Origin of the sequence: Shouchella clausii, assembly GCF_002250115.1 — a bacterium.
Lineage (GTDB): Bacteria > Bacillota > Bacilli > Bacillales > Bacillaceae_D > Shouchella > Shouchella clausii.
The window spans coordinates 3,886,429-3,912,740 of the sequence record NZ_CP019985.1 but is presented as its reverse complement, the minus strand read 5'-3'; the positions used below and the strand labels follow the sequence as shown (position 1 = coordinate 3,912,740).

Genomic DNA, 26,312 nt, shown 5'->3' with positions numbered 1-26,312 from the left:
TGGTTGAATTCGAACAAGCCCGTCATATTCATAGCTTGTTCGCATAAAGTGGTACTAAACGGAGTGGAGGCTGGAGGGTATGATGAAAAAAACAATCGTTCACTGTTTATTGCTCGGGTTCTTGTTTTTTTTCCAGAGCAGCGAGGCGCTTGCGAATGAACCTGCAACATTTCCTGTTTCTGGACAGGCCGCTATTTTGATGGAACAGTCTTCTGGCCGTGTTCTGTATAGCAAAAATGAACATCAGCCTCTGAAAATCGCCAGCATTACGAAGATTATGACGGCCATCTTAGCGATTGAATCAGGCAAGCTAGACGAGACAGTAACCGTGTCCAAACGTGCTGAGGGAACAGAAGGTTCCTCCCTGTATTTAGTGGTTGGTGAAAAATTAACGCTCCGCGACTTGGTGTATGGGCTTATGCTACGGAGTGGCAACGACGCAGCTATAGCAATTGCTGAACATGTTGGCGGCAGTGTCGAAGGCTTTGTTTTCTTAATGAACGAAAAGGCAGAGGAAATTGGCATGTCTAATACGCTATTTCGTAATCCGCACGGGCTAGATACAGATGAAGACCACTTGTCGAGTGCGTACGACATGGCGCTTTTAACCCAATATGCGATGGAAAACGAAGAATACCGAGAGATTTCATCGACGAAAGACTACCGTTCAAAAGGCGATAAAGTCCGTGTGTTCCATAATAAAAACCGCCTCCTTACCGAGAAGTACAGTTACTCAACTGGCGGGAAAACAGGTTATACGAAATTAGCAAAACGAACGCTTGTGTCTACCGCTTCCAAAGACGGGCTTGATTTAATTGCCGTCACGTTAAATGCCCCTGATGACTGGGACGACCATATGCATATGTTTAACTGGGGCTTTGACCATTACAGCCTTGAACGGCTTGTGTCAAAAGGGCAGCTAAAAAGCAAAGTCGATCCATTTTACGAAGGCAATTTGTATGTCCCGTATGACGTTGTGTATCCGCTAACGACAGAAGAAAAAAGTCAGTTGCAGTCTGCTTTAACGCTGAAGAATCCCCCGAAAAGAGGAAAATTTACTGACCAGGAGCTGCTTGATCCAATTGGAAAATTAGCGTTTACGGTTGATGGCAAAACGATTGAATCAATCCCTCTTTATTATCAGGCTCAAGAAGAGGAGCACGTGTCTTTGTTTCAAAAAATTGGGCGGTTGCTAACGTTCATCATAGGGGTGCGACCTTTATGATTAACATGATTTGGGCCGGTATGCTATTGATCGGTCTTATCTATGCAGGTGTGAACGGGACGATGGCAGAGGTGACCGAGAGCGTTTTCACAGGGGCGAAAGAAGCGGTAACGATATGCATCGGCTTAATTAGCGTGCTGACATTCTGGCTTGGGCTGATGAAAGTCGCAGAAGCGGCTGGGCTTCTCAAGGCATTGGCGAAAATGGTCCATCCCCTTGCAAGGCGACTTTTTCCAGAAGTGCCAAAAGACCACCCAGCAATGGGTTATATATTGTCGAACATGACCGCTAATGTGTTCGGTCTTGGCAATGCCGCGACACCGATGGGCATTAAGGCGATGGAGGAGTTGAAACGGCTAAACGGCGGCAAAGAAGAAGCGAGCCGTTCTATGGTCACGTTGCTTGCTTTAAACACAGCGTGCTTAACGCTCGTGCCGACAACAGTCATTTCCATTCGAATGTCGTACGGTTCTGCGGCGCCTACAGATATTGTCAGCACGACGATTTTAGCTTCTGGCTGCGCCATGCTAGGGGCGATTTGCATTGACCGCCTTTTTTATATGCGCCGGGCGCGAAAGGAGCGTAAAAAGAAATGACCTATTTAACATCGCTTTCCGTGTGGCTTATCCCGTTGCTCATCGGTTTTGTCGTCCTTGTCGCTTCGTTTAAGCGCGTGCCGACGTATGAAACATTTGTATCGGGTGCAAAAGAAGGGTTTAGCATGGCTGTTTCGATTATCCCTTATTTAGTCGGAATGCTCGTCGCTATTTATGTGTTTCGCGCTTCAGGGGCGATGGATGCTCTTGTCGGTGCCATGGCGCCGGTACTAAGCTGGGTCGGCATTCCTGCCGATATTGTGCCGCTCGCGCTAATGCGCCCAATTTCGGGAACAGGCGCTCTTGGCTTAATGACTGATTTAACTGCTGTCCATGGCCCCGACTCTTACATTGGCCGCTTAGCTGCTACGCTGCAAGGAAGTACAGATACAACGTTCTATATTTTAACGGTTTATTTTGGTGCAGTCGGCATCAAGAAAATGGGCGATGCCCTAAAAGTCGGACTACTTGCTGACTTAGTCGGCATGATTGCCGCTGTTGTTGTCGTTAGCCTCGTCTTTGGGTAAGCGAGGAGAAACGGGCAGAAGAAACAGACATTGACAAGCAAAAGAGCGTGGCTGGCAAAAGCTAGTCGCGTTTTTTTATGTTGGGAAATTTTATGTCATTTGTTTGATTTTTTGAGTATGATTAAATCTCTACTTTCGCCTACTTGTATCAGCCGCTTGAAGGCGGTATGATGGCAAAGAGGTGAACAACGATGGAACGATTGCAAAAAGTTATCGCCAAAGCAGGAGTGGCTTCGAGAAGAAAAGCAGAAGAATATATTGTTGAAGGTAGAGTGAAAGTAAACGGCGAAACGGTCACAGAATTAGGTACGAAAGTAAATCCAAGCAAAGACGCTGTTGAAGTGGACGGCGTTCCCCTTGATAAAGAAGAGCCTGTCTACCATTTGTTGTATAAACCGACTGGCGTCGTGTCAACATCAAATGACGAGAAAGGACGGAAAGTCGTCACAGATTTTATTGAAAGCGAACAAAGAATTTATCCGATTGGCCGGTTGGATTATGACACATCTGGTTTGCTTTTGCTTACGAATGATGGAGAGTTTGCCCATCTGCTCATGCATCCCCGTTATAAAATTGAAAAAGAGTACATTGCCAAAGTGAAAGGAATCCCTGAACGAAAACGGATCAAAGAACTTGAAACCGGCATTGTATTAGAAGATGGCAAGACTGCCCCGGCAAAAGCAAAAGTCCTGTCGATTGACAAGAAAAAGCAAACAGCAATTGTGCGGCTCATTATCCATGAAGGCAAAAACCGCCAAGTCCGCCGGATGTTTGAAGCAATAGGCCATCCTGTTGTAAAGTTAAAGCGCGAGCGCTACGGGTTTTTAACGCTTGGCCATTTACATCCAGGCGAATCAAGGCCGTTAAAGCCGATTGAAGTCAAACAATTAAAGGAACTGGCTGTCACGAAACCGTCATAAAATGACAGGCGGACAAAACGAAGAAAGCGCTATAATGTAAGAAAACGTTCACATTTTCGCGAGAGGAGGGGACGTCGCTTGGGTAAAAGCAAAAAGAAAAGGAGCATTATCCGTTTTACGGTGTTATTTGCAATCGTGTGTGCAATCGGCTACACGATTTATGCGAATGCCGCCTCTAAACAGGGAGCAGTCAAAGTCGGAGAACCGGCGACCAACTTTGCGTTAGTTGATCTTGAACAGGAGCGGTTTGAGCTTGGCCAAAATAAAGGAAAAGGTGTATTTATTAACTTTTGGGGCACGTTCTGTGAGCCGTGCGAGCGGGAAATGCCTTACATTGAAAATGCTTATGAGCAATACAAAGACGAAGTTGAAATGATTGCCGTCAATGTTGATGAGGCGCCCCTAACGGTCCAGTCTTTTATCAATCGCCACGGCCTTACTTTTCCAGTCGCCATTGATGAGCGCCGGGAAGTAACACGGGCGTATGGAATCGGCCCGCTTCCAGCTACAATCTTAGTGGACGAGCACGGCATTGTGCAAAAAGTACATACAGGCGCAATGACAGAGGAAATGGTCCACGAATTTTTCCAAAGCATTGTTCCTGACGCATAAGGGCATCTGGGGGGATTTGTCATGAACGAACAGACGCACGTATGTGAGTGCGGTCACAAAAACAAAGAAGGCACCGAGATGTGCGCTGCATGTGGGAAGCCTCTGACGGAAAAAGCGCGAACAGAAGGCGTGAACATGCGCTACGAGGGGGCAGCGATTCGCTCAAAAAAGCGGAAAGTAACGGTACTTGATCGGATTTGGGGTTTCTTTTCTTCCGTGAAAGTCGGCGTATGGATTATCGTTTTGCTGCTGCTTGCCTCGGGAGTCGGGACAATCTTCCCACAAAACAATTATATTAGCGGAGAGCCAGAAGTATTCTATGAACAAGAGTATGGCATCTTCGGACTGTTTTACTACAAGTTAGGCTTGCACGAACTGTATAGTTCGTGGTGGTATATTGCTTTAATTGTCGCACTTGGCATCTCCATTATTGTTGCCAGCATTGACCGTGGCGTTCCCTTGTATAAAGCGTTAAAGTCGCAACGGGTAACGCGCCATAAGCATTTTATGACAAGGCAGCGTTTATTTTCAAAGACAGCAATCGCGCCTTCAGAAGCGGAGCGAGCGATTGCTGAAGCGGCAGAAAGGCTGAAACAGAAACGCTACCGCATTCGTGTCGAAAATGGGAACGTACTTGCGGAAAAAAACCGCTTTGCCCGTTGGGGCCCGTACGTCAACCATTTAGGCTTAATTTTGTTTTTGATCGGTTGTTTGCTCCGCTACATTCCGGGCATGTACGTGGACACGCAAATGTGGGTCCGTGAAGGAGAACAAAGCCCTATACCAGAAACAGATGGTTACTTTATTGAAAACCGTGGGTTTAAGTTGGAGCTATACGACGAAAATGATGAGCGCTTTCAAGATGCATTTGCATCAAGCAATGCAGTCGTTCCTGAGACGTTTGAAACCGATGCCGTTCTTTATAAACGGCAAGAATCAGGAATTGTCGGAGAGAGTGGCGAGCTTGAACAGGTGCAAGAAAAGAAGATTCGTGTCAACGATCCGCTCAAATTTGATTCATTTTCCCTTTACCAAATGGATTATCGCTTAAATGAGTTGCATGAAATGACGTTTACATTGGAACATAAAGACACTGGCGATACATTTGGCGAACTAACCGTTAATTTACTTAACCCTGAGGAATTTTATGATCTTGGTGACGGATATGCCGTTGAACTTGCTGATTATTATCCTGATTTTCATATAAATAACAATAAGGAACCAGCTACACGTTCAAGTGTGCCGAATAACCCATACTTTGTTTTTAAGATGTATACACCTGATACCCCAGATGGTGAAACAAGTATGGTCGGTATCCAACAAAATTTAGAACCGTTAGGGGAAAATAAATATAAAATGACATTTGTCGATGTCGATTTAGTCAATGTCAGCATTTTAACGGTTCGAAAAGACTTGACGATGCCACTTTTAATTGCTGGAGGGTCGATCTTTATTATTGGGCTCATTCAAGGGTCGTACTGGGCTCATAGGCGTGTGTGGCTGCAACAAGTTGGCGGGGAAGTTTGGATTGCTGGCCATACAAATCGGAACTGGCTGTCTTTTAAAAGGGAAATTGATGATGCATTAGAAGGCAATGCGCTTACAGCTCCAGTCGATCAAGAGGAAGAAGCGGAGAGCCGCTCAGAAGGAGCATAAAAGAAATAGGGGGACGTTATGGTCAATCTTAGCTTTAATTTACTGCTGTTTGCTTTTTTTGCTTATTTGACAGCAACGGTATTTTTTGCGTTCTCCCTTCGGAAACGGAAAAAAGAAGCGGAGTCAAGCAAAACAGCAACAAAAGAAAGCAGGCGTGGGTTCGTGTTTGCGTCTTTAGGCTTGCTTCTAGCTTTAGGCTATTTTATAACGCGCTGGTTTGTAGCAGGCCATCCGCCTGTCAGCAATATGTTTGAGTATATGACTTTTCTCGGAATTGCGATGAGCTTGGCTTTTGTTATCCTTTATTTTATTTATCCAAGCAAGTCAGACGTCATTGGCTTTTTTGCGATGCCGACTGTAATGCTGTTGATTGTTTACGCGTCAACATTTGAAACGGCGATTTCGCCACTTGTGCCGTCTTTGCAAATGCCGCTAATGCTAAAGCTTCACATTATGACGACTTCGATTGGACAAGGGCTATTAGCGATTGGCTTTGCCGCCGGGCTAGCTTATTTGATCCGCACGATCGATTTAACGACGAAAAGTTGGAAGCCGCGGGCACTGGAAGTCATCATGTATAGTATTCTCTGTTTTCTTGCCTATTCGACGCTTTCCCATGGGTTTGCAGCAGCAGGATATGAAGTCGAATTTCAATATGTTAACGAAGAAGGCGTCGTTTCAGAACAGCCGATGGTGTACAATTTGCCAGCGATTGTCGGGCCAAATGAATGGGAACTTTTAACAGAGGGTGCGATGGAACCATGGGTGTCAGTACCTAGCATTATCAAAGCGAGTGATTTGAACGATTTAATTTGGTCATTTGTTGCTGGTTTAGTACTGTATTGGCTGCTGCGGTTGATTTTGCGCAAACGGCTCGCAAAGGCGATCCAGCCGCTTTTGAAAAACATTAGCCCGCAAACAACAGATGAGTTAAGCCATCGCGCCATTGCAATTGGCTTTCCTATTTTCGCTTTAGGCGGACTTGTGTTTGCGATGATTTGGGCGCAAATTGCGTGGTCACGTTTTTGGGGATGGGACCCGAAAGAAGTGTGGGCGCTTATTACGTTTTTATTTTACGCCGTTTATCTCCACTTGCGTTTAAACAAAGGTTGGCATGGTGAAAAATCGGCATGGTTATGCGTAATCGGTTTTGCAATTATTATGTTTAACCTCGTATTTGTTAATTTGTTCATGGCGGGTCTACATGCTTACGCATCTTAATTTTGGCGGAATTGTTACAGCCGGTGCTGGAACAATTCCGCATTTTTAGTCGTACGAATGGCAACTAAAATTTCTTCCGTGGTACACTACTAATGAGAGCAGTATTGATAAGGAGGTTTCCCAAATGGAATACAAGCCAACATTGCTTGTTGTAGATGATGAAGAGCGGATTCGCCGCTTGTTGCGAATGTATTTAGAAAGGGAAGAGTACCAAATTGAAGAAGCAAGCAATGGGGAGGAGGCACTTGAACTCGCCCTTGCAAAAGAATATGACTTGATTTTGCTTGATGTGATGATGCCTGGGATGGACGGCGTTGAGATGTGCCAAGAGCTCCGTAAGAAAAAAGCGACGCCTGTAATGATGTTGACGGCCAAGGGAGAAGAAGCAAACCGTGTGCAAGGGTTTGAAGTAGGAGCCGACGATTACATTGTCAAACCGTTCAGCCCCCGGGAAGTGGTGCTCCGTGTGAAAGCTTTGTTGCGTCGTGCGTCTGCTACTAAGTTTTTGCAAACTGACACACAGACAAAAGATGTGCTCGTGTTTGGGCCACTCACGATTGACAATGATGCCCATCGAGTGACCGTTGACAAGACGGAAATTAGCTTGACGCCAAAAGAATATGAACTGCTCTTTTATTTGGCGCAATCACCTGATAAAGTGTTTTCTCGTGAACAGCTATTAAAGGATGTTTGGAACTATGAGTTTTTTGGCGACTTGCGAACAGTCGACACACACGTCAAACGGTTGCGCGAAAAACTGAATCGCGTTTCTCCAGAAGTAGCAGCCATTATTTCAACCGTTTGGGGGGTTGGATACAAGTTTGAGGCGACGCGTGGGTGATGCTTTGGCAAAGTGTGGTCGGGAAATTATGGTTCACCATCCTTTTGCTTGTCACCGCTGTATTGACGATTTTAATGGTGCTGCTGCTTCGCTTTACAGAAGGAAATGCGATTGAGGAAGCTGAAAGCCGCTTAAATAGCTACGCAAATATGGCAAAAACGATGTATGAAACCCATTCGGATGAAACAAGTACGTATGATTACTTGCAATCGTTAAGCGATGAATTCCAAATTAATATCACCATTATTAAAAATGGCGCAAAAGCGTGGAGTGCCCAAGGCAACCGCTCAGGCGAGATCAATGTTGCGACATTGCTGGAAGAGTGGTCGGTAGAAGGACTTGAAAAAGGCGAGCGGATTGTAACCGAGGCCAATTATCCTGCAAATGGACAGGAGCAAGACCCGATTGAAATGATCGTTGTCGGTGTGCCGTTATCAGAAGATTATTTAACGAGCAGCGGCATCATTCTATACCAACCACTGTCTGCCGTCGAGGAAGCAGCTGCAGAAACGCGGCGGATTATCTATTTGTCAGCAGGCATCGCGTTAGTGTTGACAACTGTTTTTGCATTTTTTTTGTCAAGCCGAATTACGTCACCGCTGCGAAAAATGCGGCAAGCGGCATTGGAGGTGGCACAAGGGCAGTTTCATACGAAAGTGCCGATCCTTACACAGGATGAAATTGGCCAGCTAGCGATTGCCTTTAACCGGATGCGCCGAGAGCTCAACCGCAACATTTCCGAGTTAAATCAAGAAAAAGAACAGCTTTCCCATATTCTCGCCTCAATGGCTGACGGCGTAATTACACTAGATCGACAAGGCAGAATTTTATTGACCAACCCTCAAGCAGAGGAAGTGTTAGCGCTGCTATTCTATGAAGAGGGGCAAAAGCCAAAAACGGGTGAACGGAAAACATTGCCGATATCGTTAACACCTTTGTTTGAACAAGTCGTTTCAGCGGAGAAAGAAGAGCTGCAAGAACTGTCCGTTCAAGGGCGAAGTATGGCTGTGTTGATGGCGCCTCTCTATGCTGAAGAGCATGTCCGCGGCGCTGTAGCTGTTGTCCGTGATGTAACGGAAGAGCGCCGCCATGACAAACTGCGCAAAGATTTCATTGCCAACGTGTCACATGAACTGCGGACGCCAATCTCGATGTTGCAAGGCTATAGCGAAGCAATGGTTGACGGGGTAACGTCAAGTGATGAGGAACGAAAAGAAGTCGCGCAAATCATTTACGATGAATCGCTGCGTATGGGCAGGCTCGTCAATGAGCTCCTCGATTTGGCGCGTATGGAAGCGGGCTATATTGACTTGAAACGGGAAGAAGTGGATCTCGATTCTTATTTAGAACGGATTACCCGTAAGTTTGCAAGCTTTGCCCGCGACTATGACGTAACAGTCGAATTGGCCAGGCCAGGAAGAGGACAGGTTGCCGTATTTGACCCTGACCGGATTGAGCAAGTTTTAACCAATTTAATTCATAATGCGATCAGGCATACAGATCCTGGTGGACTGATTACCGTTGTACATGAACAAGAAGAAGAACGTGACACATTTGCCGTCGTTGATACGGGGAGGGGCATTCCTGAAGAAGACCTTCCTTATGTGTTTGAACGTTTTTATAAAGCGGACAAAGCGCGGACAAGGCAGCATGGCGGCACAGGGTTGGGCCTTGCGATTGCGAAACATATTATTGACGCACACCAAGGGAAAATGACTGTCCATAGCCGCTTAGGAGAAGGGACAACGTTTCGTTTTACGTTGCCTAAACATCAAGGCGATAGGATGAAATGAAGACATTCTGTGATTAAACAGAGGCAAGCAACGGTATTGCTCAAGTGGATGTGGGCAATGCAGCCGGATGCAGCGTTTGTCGAAATCGACAAGGCGCTGCATTTGCCGTTAGGAAGAAAAATGGCAGGAGGAACGCGATCTTGTTACCGCAGCGCGCATTGCAACAATTTTTAAATACGCATAAAATCGCCGTTTACGCTGGAGCGATAGTGATCACTCTTTTTGTGGTGATTGCCGCTGTTCGCTTTGGCAGCGTCGGCCTTTCATTCCCAACGGTTTTCTTCGTCCTTTTCCAAGAAGGGCTGAACATCCCTCTTGGAAAAGAATTAGATCCAGGACATGTGCAAATTATTTTACACATTCGCCTTCCTCGAGTGCTGCTGGCGCTTTTCGTTGGCGCCTGTTTAGCTGTAGCTGGTGCTGCTTTTCAAGGGCTGTTGCGGAATCCACTTGCTGATCCTTATACGTTAGGCGTTTCCTCCGGAGCTGCACTTGGAGCAGTAGCCGTGCTATTCTTTCAATTGGCCTTTTTCGGAGCGTGGACATTGCCGCTTGTCGCAATGGGGTGTGGGTTTTTGACGTTAGTGGCTGTCTTGTATTTTACAAAGCTACTTTCACCATCTTTGCAAAATGAAACCGTTGTGCTTGCAGGGATCATTGCCAGTGCTTTTTTAGGGGCAGGCCTTTCGCTAATGATTGCGATGTCTCAAGATGAGCTACGGCAAGTCATCAATTGGTTGATGGGCAGCGTTGCGATGAGAGGCTGGGCCCATATTGGCTTATTGCTGCCGCTTTTTGTGGGCGGGTTCACATTGTTGTTTTTTTGTAGGAATGAGTTGAATGCCTTTATGTATGGAGAAGAAACGGCGCAGCATTTAGGCGTTCATGTGGTACAGAAAAAATACATCGTCCTTATTGCCGCAACTATTTTAACAGGAAGTGCCGTTGCCGTCTCGGGTACAATTGGCTTCGTTGGGCTTGTTGTCCCCCATATGTGCCGAACGCTTTTTGGGAGCGACTATTCACACTTGCTCCCTCTGGCAGCCATCGTTGGCGGCAGTTTTTTAGTGGTATGCGACATGGCAGCCCGTGTCGTCGTTTCTCCTGCAGAACTACCAATTGGTGTTGTAACCGCGCTCATTGGTGCCCCAACCTTTGCGTGGATGCTATATAGAAGCCAGCGAGCGAAAAGGAGGGACCAGGTGACATGATTGTTGCCAATGACCTTTCCGTTAACCGAGGGGGTCGTCTAATCCTCGATCAAGTAAGTTTCCAAGCAAAGAGAGGGCGAATGCTTGGCATACTTGGGGCGAACGGCAGTGGCAAAACGACGTTGTTAAAAACGGTGACAGGTTTTTATCCTTATCAGGCAGGTTCGATTGAAATTGACGGAAAGCCGCTGGCTACACTAAAGCCAAAAGAGCGGGCGCGGCGGATGGCTGTGCTATCCCAAGAGGAGCATGTTTCCTTTGACGTGCCTGTCTATGAAGCGGTCGCCCTTGGCCGCTACGCTCATCAACAAGGCTTGTTTGCCGTTAAAGGAAAAACAGACGACGACATCATTCGGAAAGCGATGGAGGAGACAGGCATAAGCGACATGGCTGAACGGTCGTTGTTAAGTTTGAGCGGCGGCGAAAAACAACGTGTCTGGCTCGCTCGGGCGCTAGCGCAACAGCCTGACAGCTTGCTACTTGATGAACCGACAAACCATTTAGACTTGGCTCGCCAAGTTGCGCTCATGGAACATTTAACAAAACTGCTGGCAACACGGCAATTGACGGTTGTGTGCATTCTACACGACATTAATCTGGCGAGTTTGTATTGTGATGATGTGTTGTTACTGAAAAACGGAAAAGTGATATGCCAAGGTGAAACGCAATCGATATTGACACGGGGTGCTCTTGAAAATATTTACGGAACAGCTTTTCATGAATGGCAAGAGCCTGTTAAAGGAAGGAAACAATTTTCGGTGGTCACACGCGTCTAAAGCGTCAGTGCAGGTGAACAAACGTCATACGCAAATCGAAGACGTCTAAAATGGCCCTTAAGGAGAAGGTAGAATGAGGATATATACGAAAAGGGGAGATCGGGGCGAGACGAGCATTGTTGGAGCCCGCTTGCTAAAAACAGATGCACGCGTTGAAGCGATTGGTGCAGTCGATGAATTGAACAGCTCACTTGGCTTTGCGATATACAGCTGTAAAAAGCACGGCCTTAGCCAACTAACAGAGGAGCTGGTTGTGTTATCACACCAATTATTTGATGCAGGGGCCGATTTGGCCCAAGCGAAAGAGGGGAATTGGAAGATCACGAGCGCCCATACCGATGCGTTGGAGCGTTGCATTGACGCTCATACGTCTAAGTTGCCGCCACTGTCCGGGTTTATTCTTCCAGGAGGGTCTGAACCTGCTTGCGCCTTGCATCGTTGCCGTACAGACGCCCGCAAAGCAGAACGTAAAATCAACAGCGTCGCCAATGTCTCCCAAGCGTTGTTGCCTTTTTTTAACCGCTTATCAGACTGCTTTTTTACAATGGCGCGTAGCGCTAATCACGAGCTGGCCGAGCAAGATGTCCTCTATGTCGGCGAGCAACGCCTGCAAAGGGAGGAATAAAACCGGAAATGAAGCCATATGGATAGTAATGGTGAATGTTCAAAAGAGCGATAAGAAGGCGCTATTTGCCGGCTTAGTGGCTCTTTTTTAGCGACTTGAAGGAGGCCAATATGGTTGGTTTTATCGATTTTGCAAGGCGGGTCGGGATTGTGCTTGTGCTGGGGCTAGCCATCAGTTTGCTTTTTTTTAGCTTTAAAAGTCCTGCCTCAGACGAAGTCATTATGGAGCGAAACATCGAGCGGCAAAAGCAATAACTTGCCAAATCGCTGCTTTTAGCTGAAAGGAGCGTACATAGTTAAAAAGCCGTTGGCAACCCTAAAGGGAGCAACGGTTTTTTAGGAGGGATACATGTGCCGCTTCTTTTAGAATATGGTTGGGTTCTGCTTGTTTTAATTGCTCTAGAAGGGATTTTAGCTGCTGACAACGCAGTGGTGCTGGCAATGATTGTGCGCCATTTGCCAGAAAACGAAAGAAAAAAAGCTTTATTTTATGGGCTTGCAGGTGCTTTCTTATTTCGCATCATTTCTTTGTTCTTTATTTCCTTGCTTGTCGATGTATGGCAAATTCAAGCAATAGGCGCTATTTACTTGTTGTATTTGTCTATTCACTATTTGTATCGAAAATGGATCAAAAAGAAAACAAAAAGCGCAAAGGCGATGAAAGCGCCTGTAGGATTTTGGAAAACAGTCGTAAAAGTCGAGCTTGCCGATTTTGCATTTGCGGTCGATTCAATTTTAGCGGCCGTCGCCCTTGCCGTCACATTGCCAGCGACCAATTGGCCAAACATTGGCCAACTAGACGGAGCACAGTTTGCTGTTGTCCTAAGTGGTGGGATCATCGGCATTGTGATTATGCGGTTTGCAGCAGGCAAATTTATTAAATTGCTTGAATGGCGGCCTAGCCTTGAAACAGCCGCTTATTTAATCGTTGGCTGGGTTGGCGTAAAACTTCTTGTTTATACGCTTGCCCATCCTGATTTGCACATTTTACCAGAACATTTCCCAGAATCTTCGCTATGGAAAACGATCTTCTGGACCGTATTTGCTGGGATTGTCCTTATCGCTTGGTTCAAGTCGTCAAAGGATTTGAAAAAGGCTTCTCTACAACCATAAAGACTGTAGACCAACTTTGTTGTTTGTGTTGGAGCGGTGTTCACGCTCTCGAAAACGCTGTTCGAACATTCGGTTGGCATTGGTTCGACTGGCAAGTAAAAAAGCAGCGACTCCTTAAAAAGAGTAGCTGCTTTGTCATTTAGTTTGATAAGCGTATTTCTGCTGTTTTTTGTATTGGCTCCCTTTGTTCAAGAATGTTAAGGGCGAGCGTATTCAGCAGATGAATAGGCTTGCTGTAATGTGGTTGGAAGAAGAAATCAGCAAACGCTAAATCAGTCACCGTCATCTTCTGTTGGATGCAGACCGATATGGTATTCATTAATTGTGTATGATCGGTCTTGCTCATGACTTGGGCACCGACAATACGAAGCGATTCCTGTTCGAAAACAAGCTTTATCCGAACTTCCTCAGCAGAAGGCATGAATGTCGGGCGTTCATGGTCCGTGATTGTAAACGAACGGACATCAAGGCCATATATCGCTGCTGTTTCTTCAGTTAAACCAGTAGAGGCAATGTTTAGGTCGTACAATTTTAGTCCAGATGTTCCTTGTGTCCCTTTATAGGCAAATGTCGGCCCATTAAGATTGTACGCCACAAGCGTGCCCATTTTCGTTGCATTTGTGGCCAGAGGAATGTAAGCCATATGGTTGGCAGAGTTGTGAAATACTGCACAATTGTCTCCAGCAGCAAAAATGTCAGGATCGCTCGTTTGCATGTATTCATTCACAAGTAAAGCGCCATTCTCAAGTGTGTCGACTTTATCTTTAATGAGATCTGTTAGTGGCTTAAAGCCGACGCAAAGCAAGACAAGGTCTGCTTCGTGTGTCTGATTGCTTGTTTGCACGGCTTGGACACATCCTGCCGAATTTCCGGTAAATGATTCGACTTTTTCGCCTAGCGCAAGCGTCACATGATGTTCACGTAATGTTGTTTCAATGTCATTAGTAAACTCATGGTCGAGGTATTTGTTTAAAATCCGGTTAGCACCTTCAATAAGGGTTACGTCCTTGCCATTTGTTGCAAATGCCTCAACGAGTTCAATGCCAATGTAGCCCGCACCAATGACAGCTATTTTTTGGGCGTTTGTTGCTTTTTTGATAATTTGTTGGGCTTGGTAATAGTTTTTGCAAAGCTGAATGTTCTTTAAGCCGACACCAGGAATAGGCGGTATGACTGGAGCGGAGCCTGTCGTAAATACGAGTTTGTCATAGTTGTCTGTAAATTGTTCACCTGTTTGAAGGTTGCGAACACGAATTTCTTTGTTTTCATTATCAACGTTAATCACGTCGTGAAGGACGTGCATGTTTGCGCCAAGAGCAGCCAACTCTTGTGGAGATGAATAAAACAAGTCTTCAGCATGTTCGACGACACCGCCGACGTGCAAGGCAATTCCGCAAGACAAAAAGGAGACTGTATCGTTTCGCTCATAGACGGTTATGTCAGCGTCAGGATGGAGCCGGATCAAATTTTTAACAGCTGTCGTACCAGCATGGGTACAGCCAATTACAATTATTTTCATTGTTGTAGCCTCCTATATAAGAATGTGAGTGATTTCACAATAGTAGTCTTTATTTGTGAACCATTGAGCAAAATACTCAAGTTGATCATATCATATTGTGAACTGGTGAGCAAACATTTTTTTAATTTGTTTTTAAAATCGCTATGGAAGTAGAGACGTGGGTTAGGTAAGTAGAAGAAAACGAAGGCCACCTCGTTGAAAAACGAGGTGGCCAGGCAATCGATCATTCACTTTTGCTATCGACGAAGCGCGCCTATAGCAAAAGCTGTCTATGTTTTTCAAGACTTATAAATCAATGACGCTAGCAATGGCGATTTCGTCAAACGTTAACAAACCGTCAATCACCGTTTGATCTACATGTTTATCGACTTGGACAATCATAATCGCTTCGCCACCGGCTGATTTTCGTCCAACTTGCATCGTTGCGATGTTGACGTCATGCTTAGCGAGAAGTTGGCCCATTTTGCCAATAACGCCAGGACGATCAAAATGTTGAATGTATAAAATATGTCCTTCTGCGACGACGTCAACTGAAAAACCGTTGATTGAAACAATCCGTGGCCCATATTCATGGATGTAAGTCGCCTTCATTTCAAACTGTCTGCCTTCGCCATGGACAATTGCCTGAATGAGGTTAGAGTAGCCAAATGTTTTCGTCACATGCTTTTCGCCAAAGGAAATGCCGCGTTCTTTGGCGATAAGTGAGGCGTTGACATCATTGACAGCCGCATCCACACGTGGTTGGAGAAAACCGGAAATAAGGCTTCTCGTTAACACGCTCGTATTTTGTTCAGCTGTTGTGCCGCTGTAAAACACTTCGATTTCTTGGACAGGCACGCGCATTAATTGCGATAATACAGAGCCCATTGTCCTAGCAAGGTCGTAATAGGGCTTGATTTTTTCGTAAACTTCTTTTGGCATTGCCGGCAAATTAATGGAGTTTAATGCTGGTTCACCGTTTAAAAATTGCAGTACTTCCTGAGAGACTTGGGCAGCAACGTTCAATTGTGCTTCTTTTGTGGAAGCGGCAATATGAGGTGTTGCAACGACGTTAGGATGGTCAATCAATTCTTTGTCCGTCGCTGGCTCTTCTGTAAACACATCCAAAGCAGCCCCGGCTACATGGCCGTTGTTTAAGTAGTGTTTTAATGCTTGTTCATCAATGATGCCACCACGAGCGCAGTTGATTAAAAACACACCTGGCTTTGTTTTCGCGATTGTTTCCATATTCAAAAGCCCTTTTGTGTCTTTCGTTAATGGCGTATGCACAGTAATGATATCGGCAACGGATAGAACATGGTCCAATTCGCCTTGGGCGATCCCAAGTTTTTCTGCTCGTTCAGCCGTTAAAAATGGATCATACACAAGCACGCCCATTTCAAACGCTTTGGCTCGTTTAGCTAATTGCGTACCAATACGGCCAAAGCCAATAATGCCGAGTGTTTTTCCCCGAAGCTCAGTGCCTTGGTAAGCTTTGCGGTCCCATTTTCCTGATTTGACACTAGCGTTAGCTTGAGGAATGTTGCGCAACAAGGCGCACATCATCGCAAATGTGTGCTCCGCGGTTGAAATCGTGTTGCCGTCAGGTGCGTTAATGACGACAACGCCATGTTTGGTTGCCGCTTGTATGTCTACATTGTCAACACCGACGCCGGCACGAGCAACGATTTTCAAGCGCGGCATACGGCTGAGAAGCTCCTCGGTGACTGTAGTGGCACTGCGGATTAACAGGGCATCGTATTGCTCCAGTGGCCCAGCGTTGTCGACGCTTGCTTGTGTAACCTCAACATGGTCGGCCTCAAGCAAAGGCAACAGGCCTTCTTCGCTCATCGTATCGGCTACGAGAATGTGAAATTGGGCTGTTTTTGGCTCTGCAACTTGGTTCATTGTACTCCACTCCTTTTATCGTTCTCTTCCTACATAAATGAAAAACGCCCCCCACAGCGGCAGAATTTTGCTGTGAGGGGCGAATGTTCGCGGTACCACCCTCGTTGTTTGCACAAGATGTGCATCTTTACTGGTAACGGCAGAAGCCGGCACACGTCTACTGTTTTTCGACGTGACAACTTAGAAGGGCTATCCAAACAGGCTGTCACTGGTTTGCAGCTCCCACCAGCTCTCTGAATCGGCCTTGCTTTTCATGTCTTCATCATCGTTTTTAGCAATTTGATTTGTTAGATAATTTATCATGGCAACGCAGAAAAGTCAATCGTCAAAACCAAAAAAGTTCGGTTTTTCTTGTAATCGCTAATCCTCGTTTGTTATAAAAAAGAAAAATACAGAAAAAAGACAGATAACTTTAATCAAAATCGATTCTTTTATTCGTATTTAGTTGGATCACCGTTAAAAGGCTTGTCGGAAATTTTAATCGAGTCTGTTGGGCAGCCATCTTTAGCATCGATTGCATCATCAACGAGCAAGTCGGGAAGTGGCTTATTTCCAGTATTATGATCAAGGAGAGCGTAAGCTAGCCCTTCTTCATTGTAATCATACACATCTGGGGCAACGAGCCCACAGGCGCCGCAAGCAATGCATGTATCTAGTTCGACAATCGTATAACAGTTTTTCATGGCAGAACTCCTTCAGCCTAAACTGATTCAATTGTAGCGCGCAACAAGCAAAACTGCAATTGACAAACAAGGACAAAAACAAGGCTGTTTTGGTACAATGAGGAAAACCAAGGCACGATTGAAAGAGGGAAAAATCGTGAAAGAACAGCTTTTTATGCTTGCCTGTCATCGTTTTCAAGGCGAACGCTCTTTATTTGGAGCGTATCATTTATTAAAAGGCAAGCGCTCCGCACAAACGATACAAGATGGCGCTTTGTTCAGCGCTCTTCCTTTGTTTGGTCTTTTGCCCCACTTGTCTTATAACGAAGCGGAACAAGTCGTTAAAGCGTTGCTTGAAAATGGGAAAGTCCGCGAAACGGACGGGGCGCACCAGCTGACTGAGAAAGGCGAAATCCAGTTGGATGCCTGGCTACATGCTCATTCTTACGTGCAAAATATAAACAATGGATTGTTCCAACAGGCGGATGTGCTCTTTTGGAACCGCCTCGCTCTGCTTGTGCAGTCATTAAATGCATTAGCAATGGGGGTTTCTTTTATTCCTGTCGTCGGCGATTTAGATGTACAGCGATTCGTCAAAAACGCACTCCCAAAACCTGCTGAACGGAACCGGTACAGACTGAAGTTATATAAAGAATGTGCCGCTTTTTTAAGAAAGCGCGATCGACTGCAAGCTGAACTGTTTGTTCTACAGCTTTCAAGGCAAAAGCGGATCGGGGAGACGAGGCAACAGCTTGCCTTGCGCTATCGTCTTTCCTTAATGGAAGTTGAACTACGCCATAAAAGCAACCTCCATGCACTGATGGCTGAGATCAGTGAAAACCCGCGCAATTACGAAGCGCTTTCACATTTGCTTCCTACGATACAAAGCCGGACAAACACTGCATCGGCACGAAAAACAGCCTCTTTATTGCCGCAAGTTGATTCCGTGCAAGAGCTCGCGCATATACGCGGCTTAAAGCCGGCGACGATTGAAGATCATCTCGTCGAAATTGCTTTGTTTGACCGCTCTTTCCCGATTGACCGCTATGTGAGCGAGGAAACGCAAAAAAACATTTTGCGCATCAGCCGCGAGCACCGTACGTTAAAGTTAAAAACGATTCGAACAGCGCTTAACAATGAAGTCACTTATTTTGACATTCGGCTTACGCTGGCGAGGAAAGGATTCATAAAATGTTAGAACGCCATTTGCAGGCTTTGTTTGGTTTTACTTCATTTAGGCAAGGGCAAAAAGAAATTATTGAAGCGCTCATAGGTGGGGCAGACGTGTTGGCTATGCTCCCGACAGGACGGGGCAAGTCCCTTTGTTACCAGCTGCCTGCTTTTCTCGCCAACGGGGTTACGATTGTCGTTTCACCGCTGCTCGCGTTGATGGAAGACCAAGTCCAGCAGTTGAAATCAATTGGACTGAAACAAACTGCCGCTCTCAACAGCTTTACGGAAATAGCAGAACGCAGACGTTTGCTCCGTAACCTTGCAAAAGTGAAACTGTTGTACACGTCGCCAGAGATGTTGCAATCACGAGAACTGCTCGCTGCTTTGGCAAAGGTAAACGTCGCTTATATTGTCGTCGATGAAGCCCATTGCGTGTCTTATTGGGGGCATGACTTCCGCGCTGATTATTTGCGGATCTGCGACATTAAACAGGCGCTTGGTTCGCCGCCTTGTTTAGCGATTACCGCCACAGCAACGAAAGAAGTCCGCGCTGATATTAAAAAACGGCTCGATTTGCGGACGCCGTTTGAACATATTGAGAGTGTCAACCGCTCCAATATTGTGCTTTTAGCTGAGGAGGCTGCTGACCAAGCTCAAAAACAGCAGCGCCTTGTCGAAATGGTTGCTACTTATCAAGCACCGGGAATCATTTATGTTCAGAGCAGAGCGCAGGCAGAAGCATGCAGCACTTATCTTGCTCAGGAAGTGAAGAATGTTCGGACGAGCTTTTATCATGGCGGCATGGAAAACGCCGACCGCTTGCTCGTCCAACAACAATTTATGAATGGCCAACTGGATGTGATTTGTGCAACGAACGCATTTGGTATGGGGCTTAACAAAACAGATGTGCGTTATGTCATCCATTTGCATTACCCACTTGACATCGCCTCTTACATCCAAGAAATTGGTCGTGCTGGACGCGATGGGGCTTTAAGCTTTGCTTTGCTTCTAACTGCTCGAGAAGATCGTGTACAAGCGGAAAATTTACTTAAAAAAAACGATTTTACTGCCGATGAATGGGTATGGGCACTTTCACAGTTAAAAGTAGGAGAACCGCTTGATTTTCCATCATTTGAGAACCGGCTTTTAGCCATGCAATCCGATCAAGCGCGGACGGTTGTATATTTGTTAGAAAAATGGGGTGTAATCAAGGCGGGGCTTGTCCAATCCTTTTCAGTGGCAAAACTAACAAGTTTGCTCCACCGCCATTTTAAAGAGCAAATCGCTGCCAAAAAGAACCGGCTGTTACCGGTGTTTCACTATGGTCGTAATGACCAAACTTGCCGGCGCCAACAATTACTTTCCTATTTCGATGAGATTCCAGCCTTTCAAAATCCGTGCTGTGATGTGTGTGGCCTCACTCTTGACTCGTTTAAACAGCAGCCTGTTAACGTAAATGAGGAGCCGTTTTTGTGGGAAGAAGAGCTTAAAGCCGTTTTTGCAGTGGCGGAGGAAAAACGATGAAAGCAGACCGCCGCGCCGCCACTCAGCTGGATAAAAAAGATTTCTACATCAGCCTATACGGTTCGCAATTGCTGCTTTTGGTCATTGGCATCGCGTTAAGCTTTTTCTATACCGGCGGACCGGTTGGCATTTGGCAAAGCCTTGAATTTCAGTGGGGCACGGGAATAGGATATGGAAGTTTGTTTGCTGTTGCCGCCCTGCTTACAAATTGGCTGCTTGTCGTGTTGCTGCCAAAAGGCTGGCTTGATGATGGGGGATTGAATGAGCGTGTTTTTACCGGCATGAGCCCTGTCCATATTGTCTGTTTTTGCTTGTTGGTGGCCTTTTGCGAGGAATGGCTATTCAGAGCCGTTTTGCAACAGCTCGTTGGGCTGCCGCTGGCGAGTTTGCTGTTTGCGATTGTCCATTTTCGCTATGTAACAAAGCCTGTGCTATTTGCCTACGTACTCGTTATAAGCATAGGGCTTGGCTGGACGTTTGAGGTGACAGGGAACTTTGCGACTGTTGTATGTGCGCATTTTTTCATTAACGCTGTTCTTGCTTTTGTTTTAAATGCTAAGAACAGAAAGTAGGAGGAGATGCCAATGAGCGAGCAGCCGATTTATTTAGAAAACCAAGGAGAACCTGAAACGCTGCCTCCCCGTTCAAAAGTACGGCACCATAAAAAGAAACGTAAAGACAAGAAAAAAGCAGTGGTCTCTCCCATTGCCCATATGCTCGCTGTTCTTTTCTTTTTGCTTGTTTTCACGAGTTTAGCGGTCTCGTTCTATTTGTTCTAAAAGGACAGCCTTTCCCATACATTACGTATGGGAGGGGTCAGGCGATGGGAGGACAACTGGCACTAGAGATGATTACGAAAGAGTTGATTAAACGTAAAACAGAGTGGGATCGTTTGGAGAAACAACACTTGTTTTGCGGGTGGGCTGCGCTCATTAGTGGTTGCACATTTGTAATTCTTTTGAATGAACCTCAAACTGGGCGTATCGTCTTTCCCAAAGCGTTGCTGGCTTCGCCATTGTCAACAGCTTTGCTCGTCGTACTCTTTTTGTCTGTTATCGGACTTGTTCATTTATCAAAGAAGGCGGCAAAAAAAGAAAAGGAATTTGAGGCGCTGCGCAACGAGTTTATCGAGCGCAGCGAAGAATTTTGGCCAACTGAGCGTAGTGCAGCCGAGAAAGAAGCCTATTTAAAAGAAATGCAAACGCGCTACTCCATCAACTTGTTTTATTTCGAATGAGATAAAGATAAACAGAAAAGCTAAAAAAAAACAGCCTGCTCAGCAAGCTGTTTTCGTTTGTAACAAACATTCATAGATGTCGGTCGTCTACCTTGTTCATCGCTCTGAAACCGCTATGCAAAGGCCTCTACACTTGCCTGCACATCTCGTTTATCAGTCTGTTTCACTTTCCTTTTTATTGGCCCGGAAGCGGATAAAGGCAAGGTGTTCACGCAATAGCTGAGCCTCTTTGTGTGTAAGTTCATTGTCATAAAAGAAAGAGCCGTTTTTCTCTTTGGAACGCCCTAGCAGATAATCTGTTGAAACACCAAAGACATCTGCAAGGCGGCGTAATGTATCGGTGTCAGGGGTGCGGTTGCCATTTTCATAGCCTGATATGGACACTTTTGTTACATTGATCAGCTCGCCTAGCTGTTCCTGGGTAAGCTGTCGTTCTTTCCTTAATGCTTTTAGCCGCTCTGGAACAATTGTCATATGCACAACCCTTTCTGCTCGGTCTACCTGTATTATATGTTAACAAATCGCTAACGTAAATTCGGTTAACTAAATAGAAACAATTGTATTTACAGAAGAAACTGGGAAGGATATACTGTAGTTAACTTTTAGTTAATCAAATGAGGTGATCGTATTGCAGCGGGAAACATTGAAAAAAGTTCGATTGGAGCACCAAATGACGTTAGAGGCAGTAGCAAAAAAAATTAACGTGAGTACCCCATTCTATTGGCAAATAGAAAATGGGAAAAGAGGGCTTTCTTATGAACTTGCTTACCGGATTGCGGCTGTTTTTTCCTTAAAGCCCGATGATCTCTTTTTTGACGATATGTTAACTATTAATTTACAAAATGAAAAAGAAACAAAAAATGATAAAAGTCAGTCTAACAAATAAAAAAGGCGGATTCCTTTTTGCAGGGGAATGTGTTTTCGATGCAAAAAATGGTAAATCTCTCAAAGCGCCAGTTTTGGCGTTTTTTTTATTCAATCGAAAAAATCAACTGCTGCAAAGAAAATAAACATAGTAAGCAGGAACAAGACCATTTATTAGCCAATGAAGACAACAGCAATATCAGGCTAGAGACTGAGTGCAAGACCATTCTAAAGGGTATCGCGCGTTTTTGGACTGATTGTTAAAATAAATGCGTAGGTGGCAATGATTTTCAAAAGGAATTATGATGGTGATGAGTTCCTAAACGTCCAAATGTAAGTCGATCATTCGATTCTATCTAACATAATGTTGGTTTTTCGGGTTTGTAAGGTTGACCAGTTCCTAATTTGTTTATTAGCGCAAGAGTTTGTATGTGAGGTGAAAGGAGACAGAAATAAACAAAAAGCACTTGATAGGTTATAGATAGTCAATAAGTCAGCGAAGGATAAACGGCGACTGGCAAACGACACAATGTATTTGCAGATGACATAGTGTTAGTGTACTATTTGAATAGAACACTAGAACAAGATTGATTCCCTTTAATTGAAAAGGAAATGGGCTTAATTCTAAAATTTTTATAAAAAGAAATGGAATCTTTCTTCTTTTATTGGCAAGAAGCTTTATACTTTACTAGTGTTCTATTCGAGAAAGTAAGCTCCATTTCAGAAAAGGAAAGAGGAATAACATGAATATTGGGATCTTTACCGACACCTATTTTCCGCAAATTAGCGGGGTGGCTTCGTCTATTGCAACACTTGAAAAAGAATTGAGCGCCCGGGGTCATCGCGTTTACATTTTTACGTCAACGGATAAAGCGGCAGATCCAGAACAGGAGGAGGGGAAGGTTTTTCGGTTTTCAAGCCTTGCTGTTGGATTTGTTCCCGAGCGACGCTTAGCTTATGCTGGGATACGCAGAGCGACAAAACTGATGAAGGAACTAAACATCGAAATCGTCCATACCCACACAGAATTTACAATGGGATGCTTAGGAAAGCATCTTGCACATAAATGTAAGCTTCCTCACATTCATACATACCACACGATGTATGAAGACTATGTTCATTACATTGCACGAGGAAAGCTGTTGTCTCCGAAAATGGTTGGCCGTTTAACAAAATGGTTTTGCCGCGGTGCTGATGCTGTCATTGCACCTACGGAAAAAGTGAAGACATATTTGCGCCGTTATAAAGTAAGCGAACCGATTTATGTCATTCCGACGGGCGTCTCGGTGAAGCAGTTTAAACGTTCCGAAGCAAGCTTGGTAGATGTGTTGGCGTTAAGGAAAAAGCTTGGGATCAATGAAAGTGACAAAGTTATTATTAGCATTGGCCGGATGGCAGAAGAAAAAAACATGGAGGCGCTCTTGTACGCAATCAAATCATTGGAGAGCGAACTGGATCATGTAAAAACGGTGATGGTTGGGGACGGACCTGTCCGAAAGTCTCTTGAAGCGCTGGCTGTGTCCCTTGGAGTTAGCGAACATGTCCGCTTTACTGGTGCTGTTGAGTGGAACCAGATTCATCATTACTACCATTTAGGCGATTTGTTCGTAAGTGCCTCGACGACTGAAGCGCAAGGCCTCACCTATATTGAAGCGATGGCTTCAGGCTGTATTGTAGTGGCCAAGTCTGATCCAAGTATTAAGCGGATTGTCTTAGACGGCACAACTGGTTTTGTCTTTAAAGAAGATGAGGATCTTGGACCACTTTTGCGCCGCTTACTGCACTCATCCCATTTAACGAAAGTGCGCAAAGCTGCCAAGAAACAAATTCAGCCATTAACCGCAGAAGCTTTTGGCGCTAAAGTAGAACAAACTTATTTTGAGCTCGCGAAAAACAAAAAAATCGAAAACAGTTCGCCAAAACTTATGCAAGCAATCCTTTACCGAAAAGAGCAGTCATTATGATTAAACTGGAAATGTTATCGTCTGCAGAAAAAGTAAAAGGGCAGGGGGTCGCCTCTGCCTACCGGGAACTAGTCAACGTTCTGGAGCGAAAAGCACAACATAAATACGATCTTCAATTGAATACATTTCAAGCCGCCGATATTACCCATTACCACACCATTGACTTAAAGTTTTATCTTGCGTCATTCTCGCGGAAAAGAGGCATAAACGTAGGCTACGTTCATTTCTTACCTGAAACGGTTGACGACAGCTTGCAGTTGCCACGCTTCTTCCGACGTGTGTTTTATAAATACATTCTCGCCTTTTATAAGCGGATGGACCGGCTTGTTGTCGTAAACCCTTCCTTTATCGACAAGTTGGCTCAGTATGGAATTGAGCGTGAACGGGTATCCTACATTCCAAACTTTGTGTCTAAAGAAGGGTTTTCAGAAGGGACGGAGGAAGAGAGAATCGCGTTTAGACAGCGGTTCAATATTCCGGAGCAGGCGTTTGTCGTGTTGGGTGCAGGGCAAATCCAACACCGAAAAGGCGTCTTGGATTTTCTGGATGTCGCCAAACGCCTCAAACATATTCATTTCGTTTGGGCAGGCGGTTTTTCGTTTGGGCAGTTAACTGCTGGGTATGCCGAATTGAAAAAACTAGTGGAAAACCCGCCGGAAAATGTCCATTTTACAGGAATCCTTGAACGCCATGAGATGAAGCATTGCTACAATGCAGCTGATTTGCTTTTTTCGCCGTCTTACCATGAGTTGTTCCCGATGACGATTTTAGAGGCAATGAGCTGTAATAAGCCGTTGCTGCTTAGAGATTTGCCTTTATATGAAAACATATTATTTGATTTTTATGAGCGGGCTGGAACAAACGAAGCGTTTGCGACGACCATAGCACGTTTGGAGGCCGACCGCAGTTTTTATGAGCAGACGGTCGAACGGGCTAAAAAAGGTGCAAGCTTCTACTCAGAAGATCGTTTGCTTAACGAGTGGGACGCCTTTTATTCAAGCCTCCTCAAGGTAAGGGAGCCTGTGCATGAATAAGAAACAAATATTTTTACAACTAGGGCTAGTCATTTTGCTCGGCGCTCTGTGCGTGTTTTTCCTGGCGCGGAATGTTAGCTTAGAGGCGGCTATTGAAGGTGTTCGCCAAGCCCACTTAACTTGGCTCGCTCTAGCAGCCGTTATGCTGCTGTTGTCTTGGCTCTTGGAAGCAGCCGTTCTAAAAGTGATGGTCGGAAAAAGAGCAAAGCTGGGGTTATTCGACAGCTTTTATTCAACAATGGTAGGCCAGATGTTTAATCAGATTACTCCAATGGCAGCAGGGGGGCAGCCTGCACAGCTTTATGTATTAGTGAAAAAAGGTGTGCCTGGTGGAAGCGCAACGTCGATTTTGTTGATGAAATTTCTCGTCTTCCAAGTCGTGCTTGTGTTAAGCTTTTCCGGAATTTTAATCGTAGGCTATGGCGCGTTGGCGCAAGCAATGCCACAGTTGAAACTGCTCATGCTGATTGGTTATGGAGTCCATGTTGTCGTGATTGTGGCGATGTTGCTCGTCGTGTTTTACCGGAAGCTGGCGGAAAAGCTTGCCTACGGGATTCTCTATCCTGTCCGCTTTATTAGCAAGCGCAAGGCAGTTGAATGGAAAATTAAATTAGGCGGGGCATTAGTCGATTTTCATGAAAAAAGCAGGCAGCTTGTGCGGAGCAAGCGTGCTCTCTTGGTTACATCTTTGTTAACTACTGCACAGCTATTGCTGTTTTTCAGCGTGCCTTATTTTATTTTTCAGGCACTGGGCGCACCGAATATCACCCTTTTAATTGGCACAGTGTTCCATGCGTTTGTGGTCATGTTTGCGACAGTTGTGCCGACCCCTGGCGGCAGTGGCGCGGCTGAGATGACGTTTAGCGGGCTGTTCCAGTCTTTTGTCTCGCCAGCAACATTGTTAATTGCACTCTTGTTTTGGCGGATCCTTACGTCATACAGCACAATCTTAGTTGGCTTTTTCCTCATATTAGGGGAGAGCCGCAAAAAAATCAGGCGAGTCAAGGAGAAGGCTGTTGAAGGGGTGTCTATAAGGAGGCGCCAGAGGTCATAACGGGAAAATGATAAGCGCTTGTTGGATAGCCTTTCAAAACCGCCTCCCGTTATGCTATACTGGAGTTGTATTCGTTTTCTTTAAGGCAGACAAAGCAAGGAGTGGACAAGAATGAGCGGGTCTCAATTAATTTCTATTCTCGGCATCGGTCTAACTGCCATTGCTGTGGCGGTTTCGATGGCGTTTATGCTATTGAAAATGTCCCAGAACTCTGATTAAGGCAGTATGTTTTTTTTCGATGGTATCCTTTTAGGGTACCTTTTTTGTACATAAATGAGG

The 26,312-nt window shown here is 45.3% G+C and carries 27 protein-coding genes; 23 read left to right on the top strand and 4 right to left on the bottom strand.

What is annotated here, in order from left to right; translation table 11 throughout:
* The first annotated feature begins 82 nt into the window (after positions 1-82).
* From BC8716_RS19120 to BC8716_RS19060, 14 genes are all read left to right on the top strand, one after another.
* Complete coding sequence (locus BC8716_RS19120; protein WP_094429301.1) at positions 83-1,225, top strand: D-alanyl-D-alanine carboxypeptidase family protein; 1,143 nt, start codon at positions 83-85, stop codon at positions 1,223-1,225.
* The gene (locus tag BC8716_RS19115) at positions 1,222-1,821 is read left to right on the top strand and encodes a nucleoside recognition domain-containing protein (protein ID WP_094428299.1); all 600 of its coding nucleotides are present in this window, start codon (positions 1,222-1,224) and stop codon (positions 1,819-1,821) included. The genes BC8716_RS19120 and BC8716_RS19115 overlap by 4 nt, the downstream gene beginning before the upstream one ends.
* Positions 1,818-2,348 carry a spore maturation protein gene (locus tag BC8716_RS19110; RefSeq protein ID WP_062747090.1) on the top strand — a complete coding sequence of 177 codons (531 nt, stop codon included), beginning with the start codon at positions 1,818-1,820 and terminating at the stop codon, positions 2,346-2,348. The genes BC8716_RS19115 and BC8716_RS19110 overlap by 4 nt, the downstream gene beginning before the upstream one ends.
* 191 nt (positions 2,349-2,539) lie before the next feature.
* Positions 2,540-3,268, top strand: a complete 729-nt coding sequence (locus BC8716_RS19105; protein WP_011246674.1) for a pseudouridine synthase — start codon at positions 2,540-2,542, stop codon at positions 3,266-3,268.
* Between the two features lie 78 nt (positions 3,269-3,346).
* A complete protein-coding gene (resA, locus tag BC8716_RS19100) occupies positions 3,347-3,880 on the top strand; it encodes a thiol-disulfide oxidoreductase ResA (protein ID WP_094428297.1) in 534 nt (177 codons plus the stop codon).
* Between the two features lie 21 nt (positions 3,881-3,901).
* On the top strand, positions 3,902-5,536 hold the full coding sequence (resB, locus tag BC8716_RS19095) for a cytochrome c biogenesis protein ResB (protein WP_094428295.1): 1,635 nt from the start codon (positions 3,902-3,904) through the stop codon (positions 5,534-5,536).
* A gap of 18 nt (positions 5,537-5,554) precedes the next feature.
* Positions 5,555-6,757 (top strand): c-type cytochrome biogenesis protein CcsB, encoded by a 1,203-nt coding sequence (gene ccsB, locus BC8716_RS19090; protein ID WP_094428293.1) that lies wholly within the window; start codon positions 5,555-5,557, stop codon positions 6,755-6,757.
* A 124-nt stretch (positions 6,758-6,881) separates the two neighbouring features.
* Positions 6,882-7,598: a response regulator transcription factor gene (locus tag BC8716_RS19085; RefSeq protein ID WP_011246678.1), complete on the top strand. Its 717-nt coding sequence runs from the start codon at positions 6,882-6,884 to the stop codon at positions 7,596-7,598.
* Positions 7,598-9,391: an ATP-binding protein gene (locus tag BC8716_RS19080; RefSeq protein WP_094429300.1), complete on the top strand. Its 1,794-nt coding sequence runs from the start codon at positions 7,598-7,600 to the stop codon at positions 9,389-9,391. Before BC8716_RS19085 ends, BC8716_RS19080 begins: the two co-directional genes overlap by 1 nt.
* A 140-nt stretch (positions 9,392-9,531) precedes the next feature.
* Positions 9,532-10,602 carry a FecCD family ABC transporter permease gene (locus BC8716_RS19075; RefSeq protein WP_094428291.1) on the top strand — a complete coding sequence of 357 codons (1,071 nt, stop codon included), beginning with the start codon at positions 9,532-9,534 and terminating at the stop codon, positions 10,600-10,602.
* Complete coding sequence (locus BC8716_RS19070; RefSeq protein WP_094428289.1) at positions 10,599-11,378, top strand: ABC transporter ATP-binding protein; 780 nt, start codon at positions 10,599-10,601, stop codon at positions 11,376-11,378. Before BC8716_RS19075 ends, BC8716_RS19070 begins: the two co-directional genes overlap by 4 nt.
* A gap of 73 nt (positions 11,379-11,451) precedes the next feature.
* Positions 11,452-12,003: a cob(I)yrinic acid a,c-diamide adenosyltransferase gene (locus BC8716_RS19065; RefSeq protein WP_094428287.1), complete on the top strand. Its 552-nt coding sequence runs from the start codon at positions 11,452-11,454 to the stop codon at positions 12,001-12,003.
* A 110-nt stretch (positions 12,004-12,113) separates the two neighbouring features.
* Positions 12,114-12,257 carry a hypothetical protein gene (locus BC8716_RS22395; protein WP_157730496.1) on the top strand — a complete coding sequence of 48 codons (144 nt, stop codon included), beginning with the start codon at positions 12,114-12,116 and terminating at the stop codon, positions 12,255-12,257.
* Positions 12,258-12,347: 90 nt separating this feature from the next.
* A complete protein-coding gene (locus tag BC8716_RS19060) occupies positions 12,348-13,115 on the top strand; it encodes a TerC family protein (protein ID WP_157730528.1) in 768 nt (255 codons plus the stop codon).
* Positions 13,116-13,254: 139 nt separating this feature from the next.
* Here the strand turns inward: BC8716_RS19060 and BC8716_RS19055 are convergent, their stop codons facing one another.
* The 3 genes from BC8716_RS19055 to BC8716_RS19045 form a co-directional block, all read right to left on the bottom strand.
* Positions 13,255-14,634, bottom strand: a complete 1,380-nt coding sequence (locus BC8716_RS19055) for an FAD-dependent oxidoreductase (RefSeq protein WP_094428283.1) — start codon at positions 14,632-14,634, stop codon at positions 13,255-13,257.
* A gap of 285 nt (positions 14,635-14,919) precedes the next feature.
* Positions 14,920-16,521 carry a phosphoglycerate dehydrogenase gene (gene serA, locus BC8716_RS19050; RefSeq protein WP_094428281.1) on the bottom strand — a complete coding sequence of 534 codons (1,602 nt, stop codon included), beginning with the start codon at positions 16,519-16,521 and terminating at the stop codon, positions 14,920-14,922.
* A 431-nt stretch (positions 16,522-16,952) separates the two neighbouring features.
* The gene (locus BC8716_RS19045) at positions 16,953-17,204 is read right to left on the bottom strand and encodes a ferredoxin (RefSeq protein WP_062747071.1); all 252 of its coding nucleotides are present in this window, start codon (positions 17,202-17,204) and stop codon (positions 16,953-16,955) included.
* Positions 17,205-17,340: 136 nt separating this feature from the next.
* On the opposite strand from BC8716_RS19045, the gene BC8716_RS19040 reads away from it, so the two are divergent.
* Genes BC8716_RS19040 through BC8716_RS19020 form a run of 5 tightly spaced genes read left to right on the top strand, consistent with a single transcriptional unit; the run spans position 17,341 to position 21,117 of the window.
* Entirely contained in the window at positions 17,341-18,381 is a 1,041-nt protein-coding gene (locus tag BC8716_RS19040) for a YpbB family protein (protein ID WP_157730495.1), read from the top strand.
* Positions 18,375-19,880, top strand: coding sequence for a RecQ family ATP-dependent DNA helicase (locus BC8716_RS19035; protein WP_094428277.1), 1,506 nt, complete (start codon positions 18,375-18,377; stop codon positions 19,878-19,880). Before BC8716_RS19040 ends, BC8716_RS19035 begins: the two co-directional genes overlap by 7 nt.
* Complete coding sequence (locus BC8716_RS19030) at positions 19,877-20,452, top strand: CPBP family intramembrane glutamic endopeptidase (protein ID WP_094428275.1); 576 nt, start codon at positions 19,877-19,879, stop codon at positions 20,450-20,452. Before BC8716_RS19035 ends, BC8716_RS19030 begins: the two co-directional genes overlap by 4 nt.
* Before the next feature lie 12 nt (positions 20,453-20,464).
* The gene (locus tag BC8716_RS19025; RefSeq protein ID WP_094428273.1) at positions 20,465-20,659 is read left to right on the top strand and encodes a hypothetical protein; all 195 of its coding nucleotides are present in this window, start codon (positions 20,465-20,467) and stop codon (positions 20,657-20,659) included.
* Positions 20,660-20,703: 44 nt separating this feature from the next.
* Positions 20,704-21,117: a DUF2663 family protein gene (locus BC8716_RS19020; RefSeq protein WP_094428271.1), complete on the top strand. Its 414-nt coding sequence runs from the start codon at positions 20,704-20,706 to the stop codon at positions 21,115-21,117.
* A 153-nt stretch (positions 21,118-21,270) separates the two neighbouring features.
* On the opposite strand, the gene BC8716_RS19015 is transcribed toward BC8716_RS19020, so the two are convergent.
* Positions 21,271-21,591 (bottom strand): helix-turn-helix domain-containing protein, encoded by a 321-nt coding sequence (locus BC8716_RS19015; protein ID WP_094428269.1) that lies wholly within the window; start codon positions 21,589-21,591, stop codon positions 21,271-21,273.
* Between the two features lie 145 nt (positions 21,592-21,736).
* Between BC8716_RS19015 and BC8716_RS19010 the strand changes: the two genes are divergently transcribed.
* The 4 genes from BC8716_RS19010 to BC8716_RS18990 all read left to right on the top strand — a co-directional run bounded on the left by BC8716_RS19010 (position 21,737) and on the right by BC8716_RS18990 (position 26,033).
* On the top strand, positions 21,737-22,003 hold the full coding sequence (locus tag BC8716_RS19010; protein WP_094428267.1) for a helix-turn-helix transcriptional regulator: 267 nt from the start codon (positions 21,737-21,739) through the stop codon (positions 22,001-22,003).
* Between the two features lie 721 nt (positions 22,004-22,724).
* The gene (locus BC8716_RS19000; protein WP_094428263.1) at positions 22,725-23,945 is read left to right on the top strand and encodes a glycosyltransferase family 4 protein; all 1,221 of its coding nucleotides are present in this window, start codon (positions 22,725-22,727) and stop codon (positions 23,943-23,945) included.
* Positions 23,942-24,979, top strand: coding sequence for a glycosyltransferase family 4 protein (locus BC8716_RS18995; protein WP_094428261.1), 1,038 nt, complete (start codon positions 23,942-23,944; stop codon positions 24,977-24,979). The genes BC8716_RS19000 and BC8716_RS18995 overlap by 4 nt, the downstream gene beginning before the upstream one ends.
* Positions 24,972-26,033 (top strand): lysylphosphatidylglycerol synthase transmembrane domain-containing protein, encoded by a 1,062-nt coding sequence (locus tag BC8716_RS18990; protein ID WP_094428259.1) that lies wholly within the window; start codon positions 24,972-24,974, stop codon positions 26,031-26,033. The genes BC8716_RS18995 and BC8716_RS18990 overlap by 8 nt, the downstream gene beginning before the upstream one ends.
* The last annotated feature ends 279 nt before the right edge of the window (positions 26,034-26,312 follow it).

What these genes read in the sequence shown, in the direction of transcription:
- BC8716_RS19120 (WP_094429301.1), top strand. Translation starts at nt 83, where the DNA reads ATGAAAAAAACAATCGTTCACTGTTTATTGCTCGGGTTCTTGTTTTTT.
- BC8716_RS19115 (WP_094428299.1), top strand. Translation starts at nt 1,222, where the DNA reads ATGATTAACATGATTTGGGCCGGTATGCTATTGATCGGTCTTATCTAT.
- BC8716_RS19110 (WP_062747090.1), top strand. Translation starts at nt 1,818, where the DNA reads ATGACCTATTTAACATCGCTTTCCGTGTGGCTTATCCCGTTGCTCATC.
- BC8716_RS19105 (WP_011246674.1), top strand. Translation starts at nt 2,540, where the DNA reads ATGGAACGATTGCAAAAAGTTATCGCCAAAGCAGGAGTGGCTTCGAGA.
- resB (WP_094428295.1), top strand. Translation starts at nt 3,902, where the DNA reads ATGAACGAACAGACGCACGTATGTGAGTGCGGTCACAAAAACAAAGAA.
- ccsB (WP_094428293.1), top strand. Translation starts at nt 5,555, where the DNA reads ATGGTCAATCTTAGCTTTAATTTACTGCTGTTTGCTTTTTTTGCTTAT.
- BC8716_RS19085 (WP_011246678.1), top strand. Translation starts at nt 6,882, where the DNA reads ATGGAATACAAGCCAACATTGCTTGTTGTAGATGATGAAGAGCGGATT.
- BC8716_RS19080 (WP_094429300.1), top strand. Translation starts at nt 7,598, where the DNA reads ATGCTTTGGCAAAGTGTGGTCGGGAAATTATGGTTCACCATCCTTTTG.
- BC8716_RS19070 (WP_094428289.1), top strand. Translation starts at nt 10,599, where the DNA reads ATGATTGTTGCCAATGACCTTTCCGTTAACCGAGGGGGTCGTCTAATC.
- BC8716_RS19065 (WP_094428287.1), top strand. Translation starts at nt 11,452, where the DNA reads ATGAGGATATATACGAAAAGGGGAGATCGGGGCGAGACGAGCATTGTT.
- BC8716_RS22395 (WP_157730496.1), top strand. Translation starts at nt 12,114, where the DNA reads ATGGTTGGTTTTATCGATTTTGCAAGGCGGGTCGGGATTGTGCTTGTG.
- BC8716_RS19055 (WP_094428283.1), bottom strand. Translation starts at nt 14,634, where the DNA reads ATGAAAATAATTGTAATTGGCTGTACCCATGCTGGTACGACAGCTGTT.
- serA (WP_094428281.1), bottom strand. Translation starts at nt 16,521, where the DNA reads ATGAACCAAGTTGCAGAGCCAAAAACAGCCCAATTTCACATTCTCGTA.
- BC8716_RS19045 (WP_062747071.1), bottom strand. Translation starts at nt 17,204, where the DNA reads ATGAAAAACTGTTATACGATTGTCGAACTAGATACATGCATTGCTTGC.
- BC8716_RS19035 (WP_094428277.1), top strand. Translation starts at nt 18,375, where the DNA reads ATGTTAGAACGCCATTTGCAGGCTTTGTTTGGTTTTACTTCATTTAGG.
- BC8716_RS19030 (WP_094428275.1), top strand. Translation starts at nt 19,877, where the DNA reads ATGAAAGCAGACCGCCGCGCCGCCACTCAGCTGGATAAAAAAGATTTC.
- BC8716_RS19025 (WP_094428273.1), top strand. Translation starts at nt 20,465, where the DNA reads ATGAGCGAGCAGCCGATTTATTTAGAAAACCAAGGAGAACCTGAAACG.
- BC8716_RS19020 (WP_094428271.1), top strand. Translation starts at nt 20,704, where the DNA reads ATGGGAGGACAACTGGCACTAGAGATGATTACGAAAGAGTTGATTAAA.
- BC8716_RS19015 (WP_094428269.1), bottom strand. Translation starts at nt 21,591, where the DNA reads ATGACAATTGTTCCAGAGCGGCTAAAAGCATTAAGGAAAGAACGACAG.
- BC8716_RS19000 (WP_094428263.1), top strand. Translation starts at nt 22,725, where the DNA reads ATGAATATTGGGATCTTTACCGACACCTATTTTCCGCAAATTAGCGGG.
- BC8716_RS18995 (WP_094428261.1), top strand. Translation starts at nt 23,942, where the DNA reads ATGATTAAACTGGAAATGTTATCGTCTGCAGAAAAAGTAAAAGGGCAG.
- BC8716_RS18990 (WP_094428259.1), top strand. Translation starts at nt 24,972, where the DNA reads ATGAATAAGAAACAAATATTTTTACAACTAGGGCTAGTCATTTTGCTC.